The 9,755-nt window shown below is 63.2% G+C and carries 14 protein-coding genes; 6 read left to right on the top strand and 8 right to left on the bottom strand.

Annotation, left to right across the window (positions count from 1 at the left end; genetic code table 11):
• The 4 genes from MOV74_RS21035 to MOV74_RS21020 form a co-directional block, all read right to left on the bottom strand.
• On the bottom strand, nucleotides 1-221 hold a 221-nt coding region (locus tag MOV74_RS21035; protein WP_404979156.1), incomplete at its 3' end, for a TerC family protein.
• Nucleotides 218-580, bottom strand: coding sequence for a hypothetical protein (locus tag MOV74_RS21030; protein ID WP_246926249.1), 363 nt, complete (start codon nucleotides 578-580; stop codon nucleotides 218-220). The genes MOV74_RS21035 and MOV74_RS21030, both read right to left, overlap by 4 nt.
• A gap of 2 nt (nucleotides 581-582) precedes the next feature.
• Nucleotides 583-1,056, bottom strand: coding sequence for a TerB family tellurite resistance protein (locus MOV74_RS21025; RefSeq protein WP_246926247.1), 474 nt, complete (start codon nucleotides 1,054-1,056; stop codon nucleotides 583-585).
• A gap of 268 nt (nucleotides 1,057-1,324) precedes the next feature.
• Nucleotides 1,325-1,711 carry a nuclear transport factor 2 family protein gene (locus MOV74_RS21020; RefSeq protein ID WP_246926245.1) on the bottom strand — a complete coding sequence of 129 codons (387 nt, stop codon included), beginning with the start codon at nucleotides 1,709-1,711 and terminating at the stop codon, nucleotides 1,325-1,327.
• Nucleotides 1,712-1,848: 137 nt separating this feature from the next.
• Here MOV74_RS21020 and MOV74_RS21015 point away from each other — a divergent pair, with 137 nt between their 5' ends.
• From MOV74_RS21015 to MOV74_RS21005, 3 genes are all read left to right on the top strand, one after another.
• On the top strand, nucleotides 1,849-2,676 hold the full coding sequence (locus MOV74_RS21015) for a class II glutamine amidotransferase (RefSeq protein WP_246926244.1): 828 nt from the start codon (nucleotides 1,849-1,851) through the stop codon (nucleotides 2,674-2,676).
• A 19-nt stretch (nucleotides 2,677-2,695) separates the two neighbouring features.
• The gene (locus MOV74_RS21010) at nucleotides 2,696-3,925 is read left to right on the top strand and encodes a carboxylate-amine ligase (RefSeq protein ID WP_246926240.1); all 1,230 of its coding nucleotides are present in this window, start codon (nucleotides 2,696-2,698) and stop codon (nucleotides 3,923-3,925) included.
• A gap of 63 nt (nucleotides 3,926-3,988) precedes the next feature.
• Nucleotides 3,989-4,174: a hypothetical protein gene (locus MOV74_RS21005; protein WP_246926238.1), complete on the top strand. Its 186-nt coding sequence runs from the start codon at nucleotides 3,989-3,991 to the stop codon at nucleotides 4,172-4,174.
• Nucleotides 4,175-4,187: 13 nt separating this feature from the next.
• Here MOV74_RS21005 and MOV74_RS21000 read toward each other — a convergent pair whose 3' ends face one another.
• A complete protein-coding gene (locus MOV74_RS21000; protein ID WP_246926236.1) occupies nucleotides 4,188-4,490 on the bottom strand; it encodes a hypothetical protein in 303 nt (100 codons plus the stop codon).
• 376 nt (nucleotides 4,491-4,866) lie between these two features.
• Between MOV74_RS21000 and MOV74_RS20995 the strand changes: the two genes are divergently transcribed.
• Entirely contained in the window at nucleotides 4,867-6,006 is a 1,140-nt protein-coding gene (locus tag MOV74_RS20995) for a glucuronate isomerase (RefSeq protein ID WP_246926235.1), read from the top strand.
• Between the two features lie 19 nt (nucleotides 6,007-6,025).
• Here the strand turns inward: MOV74_RS20995 and MOV74_RS20990 are convergent, their stop codons facing one another.
• Nucleotides 6,026-6,229, bottom strand: coding sequence for a hypothetical protein (locus tag MOV74_RS20990; protein ID WP_246926233.1), 204 nt, complete (start codon nucleotides 6,227-6,229; stop codon nucleotides 6,026-6,028).
• A gap of 429 nt (nucleotides 6,230-6,658) precedes the next feature.
• Between MOV74_RS20990 and MOV74_RS20985 the strand changes: the two genes are divergently transcribed.
• Both MOV74_RS20985 and MOV74_RS20980 read left to right on the top strand, forming a co-directional pair.
• Nucleotides 6,659-7,666, top strand: coding sequence for an alpha/beta fold hydrolase (locus tag MOV74_RS20985; RefSeq protein WP_246926250.1), 1,008 nt, complete (start codon nucleotides 6,659-6,661; stop codon nucleotides 7,664-7,666).
• A 35-nt stretch (nucleotides 7,667-7,701) separates the two neighbouring features.
• A complete protein-coding gene (locus tag MOV74_RS20980; RefSeq protein WP_246926231.1) occupies nucleotides 7,702-7,851 on the top strand; it encodes a hypothetical protein in 150 nt (49 codons plus the stop codon).
• A 14-nt stretch (nucleotides 7,852-7,865) separates the two neighbouring features.
• Here MOV74_RS20980 and gor read toward each other — a convergent pair whose 3' ends face one another.
• A complete protein-coding gene (gene gor, locus MOV74_RS20975; RefSeq protein WP_246926230.1) occupies nucleotides 7,866-9,254 on the bottom strand; it encodes a glutathione-disulfide reductase in 1,389 nt (462 codons plus the stop codon).
• A 46-nt stretch (nucleotides 9,255-9,300) separates the two neighbouring features.
• A partial coding sequence (locus MOV74_RS20970; RefSeq protein WP_246926229.1) for a DUF2059 domain-containing protein occupies nucleotides 9,301-9,755 on the bottom strand: 455 nt, incomplete at its 5' end.

Below are 9,755 nucleotides of genomic sequence, written 5' to 3'. Positions count from 1 at the left end.
AGGCCGATCACCTGCAGGAGCTGGGTCGCGACGCCGGCGAAGACGATGCGGAGCGCAGTAGCGGCGGCGATGCCGACGATGATGGCACGGCGACGCTGCTCGGCCGGCAACCCCGCCGCGGCGAGACCGATGACGACGGCGTTGTCGCCGGCGAGCACAAGGTCGATCAGGATGACCTGAACCAGCGCGGTCAGGGCGTCGGAGGTGATGAATTCAGTCATGATTGATCATTTTTCGGTGCAGACGGCTCGAGCCATTGCGGCTTCTTCCGCTCGATCCAATCCAGGACCTTCGAACGTGAGGAGCGCAGCGCAGGCACGTCCTCGGCAAGCAGCGCGAGGCCGAGCGGCAGCATCCAGACGCCGAGAATCGGCAAGAAGGAAAGCACGCCGCCGACGATCAGCAGCGTGCCCGAGGGGATTCTCACCCAGCGACTGGACGGCTTGAGCAGATAGGTGAAGGTGTCGCCCATGCGCGGCGGCAGGCGGTGGACGAGCTTGTCGAGGCGCGGGTCACCGCCGGCCATCTGGCCGGTGGTGCCCTCGGTTTTCGTCGCGCGCTCGTCCGAAACTGTGCTCATGCTTACTCCTTCAAGGCGGCCTGCCGTTCGGCGCCCGCTTCACTCGGCACGACCGGCTTCGCGCGCGGCAGCACCAGCGTCAGCAAGCGCAACAATTTGATCGCCTGCACTTCATGGGGATGGACGTCCTGATCCGCCGCAGCAACGCGCTCCGACAGCTCCATCAGATGGGACGAGAGCGGCAGATTCGAAACCGGCCGAAGCGTGTCGATCACGACATTGGCAAAGTCCGGCTCCTCGAGCCGTTCGGCGAGTTCATCGAATATCGCATAGAGTCGTTCATCCGGAATGTGCGGCGCCAGCTTGCGATCCCTGATGAAACGGATCACCTCGTCGCGCTCGACCGGCGAAACGCGCCGGTCGGCAACTGCAACCAGCGCCCCGACGATCACCAACGCGACCGCGGCCTGTTCGTTCAGGCTGGACGGTTCCGTAATCTCGATCTCGATCGGATTTGAGGATTTGACGGCAGACATCGTTGCTCCCTTAACTTGCGAAATGGCCGCACGGAGCTGCGATGGGGACGAATGGTCGGAGAGAACGAACAGGGGCCCGACGATCGGCCAATCCATCGCATTCGCGCGGGACAGGTCATCCGACATCACGAGGTTTGCCGACATCGTCGGCGTCCTCGCCAGAGGGGCCCGGATTCTTGTTCGCTCCAGAAATAGAGGTGGGTCTGTCGGAATCAAGGCGGCACGACTGCGACCAGCCGCCGCATCGGTTCCATGTTGGCGAGTTTGGTTAAGCAGTCGTGCGAGGCTCGACCAGATGCGCCCGCGACGGCGCAGGATCGAACCGATCGCCGAAATATTGCGTCTCGTGCGCCACCAATCCGTCGCGGAATTCCATGATGCTCACAACATACGACGGCACCCCGTCATAGCTCAGCACGAATTCGCTCACCCAGAGACCGCCGCCGCCAACGATCCGTCGAACCGTGAAGCGTTTCTGGTTCGGCTGCACCAACCGGCTCTCCTGAATGTTCCTGCGACCGCGGATGCGCTCGCCGGACTGCGGATAATCGAGCACCGCATCGTCGCGATAGATGTCATGCTCGGCCTCGAAATCATTGGCGTCCGAGACGTCCCAATGGCGCTGAAGCGCGGCCAATATGGCTTGATCGTTCATCTCGGTCTCCGATCTCGACGTCCCGCATCTTAACACCGAAGTCGCTCTGGTCGTGATCACTGCTTCGCGCCGGGAACCACGAGGGCGGCACGTCGGTTAGAGCAACTCACGACCCATCCGCCGTCTTCAGGAACCTCATGTGCCGCTGGATCGCATACCGAGGCGAGACCACCTCGTTCGAACCTTACGTCACCGAACCCGAGCATTCTCTGGTCGCGCAGAGCATCCGCTCGCTTCAGTCGACGGCGGGCTCGAACGGTGACGGCTTTGGTCTGGGCTGGTACGGCGAGCATCCGGAACCGGGCCTTTATCGCGAGACGCGCCCGGCGTGGTCGGACGAGAACCTGCGTTATCTCTGCCGCCATCTGCGCTCGCATTTGTTCTTTGCCCATGTGCGCGCAGCCACCGGCACGGCGGTGACGCGGCAGAATTGCCATCCCTTTGCCTGCGGCCACTGGATGTTCATGCACAACGGATTCGTCGGGAGCTGGAATCGGCTGCGGCGCAAGGTCGAGGCGCTGATCCCCGATGCTTTTTATCCATCGCGGCTGGGCACGACCGATTCGGAAGCCGTGTTCCTGGCGATGATGGGGGCTGGCCTCGACGGCGACCCGCTCGGCGCGACGCGGCGCGTGCTGCAAGCCCTCGTCGGGCTGGTCAATGAAGGCCAGCTCCGCGAACGGCTGCGCTTCACCAGTGCGATCGCCAACGGCAGGGATCTCTACGCCTTCCGTGTTGCGGTCAACGACGCCGCGAACACACTCTATTTCCGCGAGGACGGCGGCCAAGTCATCGTCGTGTCCGAACCCTTCGACAAGGAATCGGACTGGACCGAAGTGCCGCCGAATCACGCGTTGATCGCGCGCGCATCCGAAAGCGTGAAGATTGTTCCCTTCGACCTTGCAATTTCCAGTGAGTGCGACGCGGAACCCGCTACTGTCAGAAGGATTATCGCCCGCAGGTAATACCTCGCCGGGTGGCCCAATGGCATTTGGTTCGGACGTTTTGAAACTGCTGCGCCTTGATTCCTCTCACGACAAGCAGCACCTCGTCATTCGCTCTGCCGGCGGCGGTGGCAAGGCGGCTGAATATTCCTTCGGCATCGAGGAGGAATACTTCCTGGCTGATCGCCGCAGCTTCGAGGTCGCGATCCAGACTCCCAACGAGCTGTTCGAATCGGCGAACTGGTCGACCGGCGGTCAGGCCATGCGCGAGATGCTGCAATCCCAGCTCGAGGTCGCCACCAACGTTCACATCGACGTCAACGACGCCCGCGAAGAGCTCCGCTTCCTGCGGCGCGAAGTCGCGAACGTCGCCGCGCAATATGGGTTCGTGATCATGGCCTGTGGCACGCATCCGACAGCGGTCTGGCGTATGTCGCAGCCGAGCCCGAAGCCGCGCTATGAGGAGATGATCGAGGATCTGCGCAGCATCGGCCATCGCAACATGATGTGCGGCATGCATGTGCATGTCCAGTTGCCCGATCCCGAGAAGCGCATGGCGGTGATGCGAGCGATGCTGCCGCATCTGCCGCTGTTCATCGCGCTGTCGGCATCCTCCCCGTTCTGGAATTCGCACAAGACCGGGCTGAAGGGCTACCGGCTCGCCGCCTATTCCGAGCTGCCGCGCACCGGCCTGCCGGAATTGTTCGAGAGCAGGCAGGACTACGACGAATATGTCGGCGCTTTGCAGCGCTCCGGCGTGATACCCGACGAGAGCCACATCTGGTGGGCGATGCGTCCTTCGATGCGGCACCCGACACTCGAGCTTCGTGCGCCCGACACCTGCACCTTGGTCGAGGACGCCGTCGCGATCGCTTCGCTCTATCGCTGCCTGACGCGCCACCTCCATCTGCGACCTCATTTGTCGAAGGAGGTCACGGTGGTCGAACGCGCAATTGCGGTGGAGAATAAATGGCGCGCCCAGCGCTACGGAACCGATTGCATCTTTGCCTCCAAAGACGGACCGGTCACGATTTCGGAGATGCTGTCCCGGATCATCGACGACACCGCCGAGGATGCGGACGCACTAGGCTGCGCCGCCGAGATCGAGCACTGCCGGACCGTTGTGGATCGCGGCAGCTCGGCGGAATTCCAGCTTCGCGCCTATCGCGAAAACGGCGACGACATCGCAGCCGTGTCACGATGGATCGCTACATCAACGATCTCAGGAACGAGCGCGCCCATCGGGCGCGGTGCCCCGGCGCCGTCATAGCGCCCGCGCAAGCTTCGCGAACGAGAACGTCATTTCTGGATTTGATACCCCATAGAGGAATGCATGACTGACATCGCCTGGTGCGCCGGTTGCGGCCACAGCCTGGTCCCGATCCTGTCCGAGAACCGCCGCGCGCGGCCGAATTGCTTCTGGTGCGAGGGCGTCGACGCGCGGACCATGGACATGGCAAAGTGGGCGGACAGCCCGGCCGGCAAGCCGGATCGGGCCGCGCCTCACGCTTTTGATTGAGGCGCCCTCCCCGTCAAACCCGCGCCACCACACGCGGACGGAACACGGATTCGGCGGTAAGCGCCGCGACCGGTTTTCGCGTTGGCCGCCGCCGCGGGATGAAGAAACTGTTCACGAGGATCGGCTCGTGATCGCCGAGCGCAGTCCGCTCCTTCGCGAGCAGGCTCATGACCTGGCGCATCTTCATGACCTCCTGCGCCACGAAGCTGCAGTCCTCATCACGGTTGATCTGCTCATGCATGATTGCTTCAGCTTCGCGCATGCTGACGCGGAGCGCTCTGATGGTTCTGCGGATTTCGTTGATGCGGTTGTCCATGGCTGCCTCCGTCTCGGTCGCAGCATAAGAACAAAGCATGAACACTTTGTCAATCGCATCCGGGCCGGGACGCGACGTTATCGTTAAATCCCGAAGGCGCCGGACCGATCGGGCACCGCCGCCGCTGCACGCCCGCTGGCGAGGCTTGCCGACAAATTAGACAGCTCCCGTCGCTGCCCCCTGAGCCGAGCGTCCCTGGCACGCGTCCGACGATCACAACAAGCCGTCGATCTAACCTCCCGTGCAGCCACCGGATTTTTTCTGAACCGTTGCGCCCGCATCGCGGCGCCAGCCCCGCCTGCCGCTTCGCAGACCAACTGGCCCAGAATTCGCAATGACGTTGTCAGCGAGGCAACGAGGCGGAGCGGAGAACGTCATGAACGTGCATGCTGCGGGCGATCTCAAGACGACCGGCCTCACCCATCCGAATGGCGCGCCGCTTCGCCTCAACACCCAGGACTTCGTCGCAATCGATCGCGACCGGAATGCGACGTTCGAGGCGACGTATCGCCCGCAAGCACTCTACAATCGCGCCAACGAAGGCTTTCACGCCAACAACGAAACCTTCCTTCTCCACGAAGTCGCGACCAATCTACCGATCTACCGTCCCGACACCGGTCCCACCGACTTCCATCTGCATCTGCCACCCGGCGGCTTTCAGCTCGTGCTGGTCACCTCGGGCGCCTTCACCTTCGACTATGACGGACGCTTCTACAATGTCGGCCCCGGCGCGGTGATGCTGCAAAGCGCGATCGTGCATCGTCAGCTGTTCTACACCTGGTCAGGATTGTCGACCGAAGAGAATCTGAAGACGCCGCAGACGGTGGTGCCGGATCCGATCTCGATGGGCTATTCCGGCAAATTTCTCGAAGCCTTCATCACCGATCCCACCACCTTTCCGAATCCAACCATCGTGGGTCCCGATCAGATCGTTGAAGCTGAAACGCCGCGCGTAGCCTGGAGCCATCCGCTGCACGATCGCCCGGCCAATGCCGGCTTCTGGCTTCAGGATCCCCTGGCGCTGGATGCACTGTTCAAGCCGCTCGCGGACGGCTCGATCAAATCGGCGCTGCCGGTTTACGTGCGCGATATCGGCATCGAGGCCCCGAGCGGCCAGCTCGTGACCGGCCACATCATCGCAACCGATCCGCGCGGCCGGTCGCTTCTGCCGAAGAGCACATCGGCATCCGCGGACGCCGCCTCGTTCGCCAAGGGCGAGGTCGTGATCTATCGCGTCGTTCGCGGCACGGCCGAGTTCAAGAACAAGGCCGGCGAGACCTTCGAGCTCGCCGCCGGCGACGTCGTGACCGCGGGGAAGAGCTCGATCAGCCTTGTCGCGGTCGGCGAGAACACGCAGGTGCTCCGTCTCGGCTTGCTCAAGGGCATCGACAACCTCCGCAGCTGGACACCGACGCAGCGCGATGAGATCGACGGTCTCGCCGGCCAGATCATCACGCGGAAGGACATGCGTCCCCTGCGGACCGAAGGCAAGCCGGTCGGGTATTTGTACGGTTGAATGCAGAAGGTCCCGTTGGCTATTCCGGGACCCGGCGCCCCGGAAAGGTCAGGCAGGCATTGATATCGACGGCCATCGCGTTGCGGTGTGCTTTGTTCAAGAGCGCGTCTCGCTCCGCACCGGGTTCAAGGCGCGCGGCCTGCTCGCGCAATCTCACCGCATCGGCCGCAAGACGCTCGGCAAGTGAACTCGCCTGACGGATGCGGCTGCGCTTCTCTGTCATGACAAATGTCCTTGCGGTGCGTTGGGAGAGTCGAGGTCGGTCAAGCCCGCGCATTGTCGGGCAAAGGGCGCACGACCGACGGGAATCGCGCCGCTGTAACGTCTCTCGGCCACTGGCGCTGTCGTGTATCGTGCCAGCGATGCATTGCATGTGGGGTCTCGATCGCCATTCACCAGAGCGCGGCGCTGAAAATACGCTCCCGGCGCCCGGCCTGGCCGTGCTCGGACACGCTCGACGCGCCGATGAGCGATGATCCTGCGGGGCTTCCGCTTGAGTGACAGCTTACTCCCGTACCAATCCCGCAGGAATTAGGAACATATCGCGGCCTCTCCTGTTGCGTCTGCCCATGGATGCATGCGTCCCTAAGATCAGGCCAACGGCGTACGCTCCCTTTCTTCTCATCCAGTGATCTTCACCGAAAGTTCTCAGATGCGCATACTTAAGAGACGTTCGCCAAGCTTGGCGGCCACGAGCCTTCGCGTTCTTGCAGAAAATCCGGTAGCGTCCGCGATTGCCGCGACAGTCGCCTTGATGGCCACGGCTGCGGTCGTCAATCGAAAGCTGGCCGACAAGGCTCAACGCGAGAACCCGCCGCAGGGACGCTTCATCGACATCGACGGTGTTCGCTTGCACTATGTGGAGCGCGGTTCGGGCCGCCCGTTGGTCTTGCTTCACGGCAATGGCAGCATGATCCAGGATTTCGAATCGAGTGGTCTGATCGATCTTGCCGCCAAGGACTATCGCGTCATCGTGTTCGATCGTCCGGGATTCGGCCACAGCCTGAGGCCCCGAAACGTCGCATGGACCCCTGCGGCGCAGGCCGACCTCTTCAGGGATGCGCTAGCGCACCTTGGCGTCGAAAAGGCGATCGTGCTCGGGCATTCCTGGGGGGCGTCGGTCGCGATTGCCTTGGCAGGCAGGCACCCTTCGATGGTCGAGGCGTTGATCTTGGCGTCGGGGTACTATTTCCCGACGGCCCGCACCGACGCGATGATGGCGATGGCGGGGCCGGCGATACCTGGATTCGGCGATATCCTCAGCCACACGATTTCCCCGATCGTCAGTCGCCTGATGTGGCCGTCAATGCTCCGGCAACTGTTCGGGCCACGATCCGTCCCGCAAAAATTCGATGGCTTTCCGAAGTCACTGGCCGTGCGTCCATCGCAGCTTCGTGCCGCCGCGGCCGAGGCCGCGTTGATGGTCCCTGCCGCAATTCTGTCGGCGAAGACCTATGGCGAACTGGCCATGCCGGTCACCATCCTCGCCGGCGAGCAGGATCGCCTCATCGACATCGACGAACAGTCCGGTCGCCTCCATGAGGAAATCAGGCACAGCAAGATGCGGCGCGTCGCGAGCGCAGGTCATATGATCCAACAGTCGGATACGGCCGACTTGATGGCCGCAATCGACGAAGCCGCGGCAGAAACGCTGCATTGATTTGAGATGTATGAAGCTGTCGGAAAGGAACGACCATGGCCCCGAAAATCAAAGAGCGGACCTGCCCGGCGTGCAGCGGAACGGGCTTTCCTCTGTCCCTGGAGGCGGCTGCGCCGGGCCGCAAAGTCTACCCGGTCAAATGCCAGGTCTGCGAAGGCAAGGGCAAGATCACCGAACCCGAGTGAGGCGAACCTTAGGCCTACTCCGCGGCCTGGCGCACGTGGCGCGCGGTCGGCGTGCGCATGGTCACGAGCTCTTCGGCCGCGGTTGGATGCAGCGCGATCGTCGCGTCGAAATCGGCCTTGGTCGCCTTCATCTTCACCGCGATCGCGACGACTTGCGTGATCTCGGCGGCGGCATCGCCGACGATATGGCAGCCGAGCACGCGATCGGTCGCGCCGTCGACGACGAGCTTCATCAGCACGCGGGTGTCGCGGCCGGACATCGTCGCCTTGATCGGGCGGAATGAGGTCTTGTAGATGTCGACATGGCTGAATTGCGCGCGCGCCTCGGTTTCCGTCAAACCGACGGCGCCGACCTCCGGCTGCGAGAACACCGCGGTCGGAATGTTGGCGTGATCGACCCTGACCTCGCGCTTGCCGAACACGGTGTCGGCGAAGGCGTGGCCCTCGCGGATGGCGACGGGCGTCAGGTTGAAGCGATGGGTGACGTCGCCGATCGCATAGATGCTGTCGACCGAGCTCCTGGAGAAATGGTCGACCGCGATGCCGCCGTTGCCCGGGTTGATGGCAACATCGGCCTTCTCCAGCCCGAGATTGGCCACCGCCGGGTGGCGACCGATCGCGAACATCACCTGGTCGGAGGCGAGGCTCGATCCGTTCGACAGATGCGTGGTGAATTCCTCGCCATGGCGGTCGACCTTGCTCACCGTGCAGCCGGTGAGAATGGTGATGCCCTGCTTCTCCATCTCGGCACGAACGTGAGTCCGAACATCCTCGTCAAAACCGCGAAGGATGTTGTCGCCGCGATAGATCACGGTGACGTCGGAGCCGAAGCCGGCGAAGATGCCGGCGAATTCCAGCGCGATGTAGCCGCCACCCTGGATCACGATCCGTCGCGGCAGCTTTTTCAGGTGGAACGCCTCGTTGGAGGAGATCACGTGCTCGATGCCGGGGATCGAGGCGCCGTGGTTGGGCGCGCCGCCGGTGGCGATCAGGATGTATCTCGCGGTGATCTTGCGGTCGTTTTCGAGCAGACGGACGGTGTGCTTGTCTTCGATCACCGCGCGGCTCTTGACGATCTGCGCGCCCGACTTCTCGACATTGGCGGTATAGGCCGCCTCCAGCCGCGCGATCTCCTTGTCCTTGTTGGCGATCAGCGTCGCCCAGTCGAAGCTGGCGGGCGGAACGGTCCAGCCGAAACCGGCGGCGTCCTCGAGTTCGTGACGGAAATGCGAGCCGATCACGAACAGCTTCTTCGGCACGCAGCCGCGGATCACGCAGGTGCCGCCCATGCGGTACTCTTCCGCGATCGTCACGCGGGCGCCGTATCCGGCCGCGATGCGGGCGGCACGCACGCCGCCCGAGCCGCCGCCGATGACGAAGAGGTCGACGTCGAATTCAGCCATTGTCCACTCCGACCTCTTTCAGAAACTACCGATCAGATAGGATCGATCAGATCTCCTTGCCACGCTTGCGCATCTCGGCGCGGAAGGCCCCCATCACGGTCTCGGCGAAGTTCTGGGCCCAGGAATTCATGAAGGCCATGCTGAGCCCGATGGCGCGCGGCTCGGCGTCGATCAGCTTCTTGCCCAGCGGCGACTTGTAGAAGGCCACGAGGTCCTTCAGCTCCTGCTCGGTGAACTCGCTGGCATAGATCTGCGCCATGCCATCGCCGATCTCGTTCTGGCGGCCGTTGAGCTGCTGGGCGACGATCGGGGCGACCTCGTTGAGGTCCTTCTGGTAATTGAGGTTCTGCTGGGTCAGCGCGATCTTGGTCTTCTCGACGAGACCAGGCACGGCGCCCGCGTACATCGCGGTGGCGTTCTTGATCTGCAGAATCTCCTTGGCCGCCGCAATCGCCGCGGGCGAGGCTTTGGGCTGCGCGGGTGCGGCGGCAGCCTTGGGCG

The sequence above is a fragment of the Bradyrhizobium sp. SHOUNA76 genome, from assembly GCF_023006445.1.
Taxonomy (GTDB): Bacteria; Pseudomonadota; Alphaproteobacteria; order Rhizobiales; family Xanthobacteraceae; genus Bradyrhizobium.
This window is presented reverse-complemented; position numbering and strand designations above follow the sequence as displayed.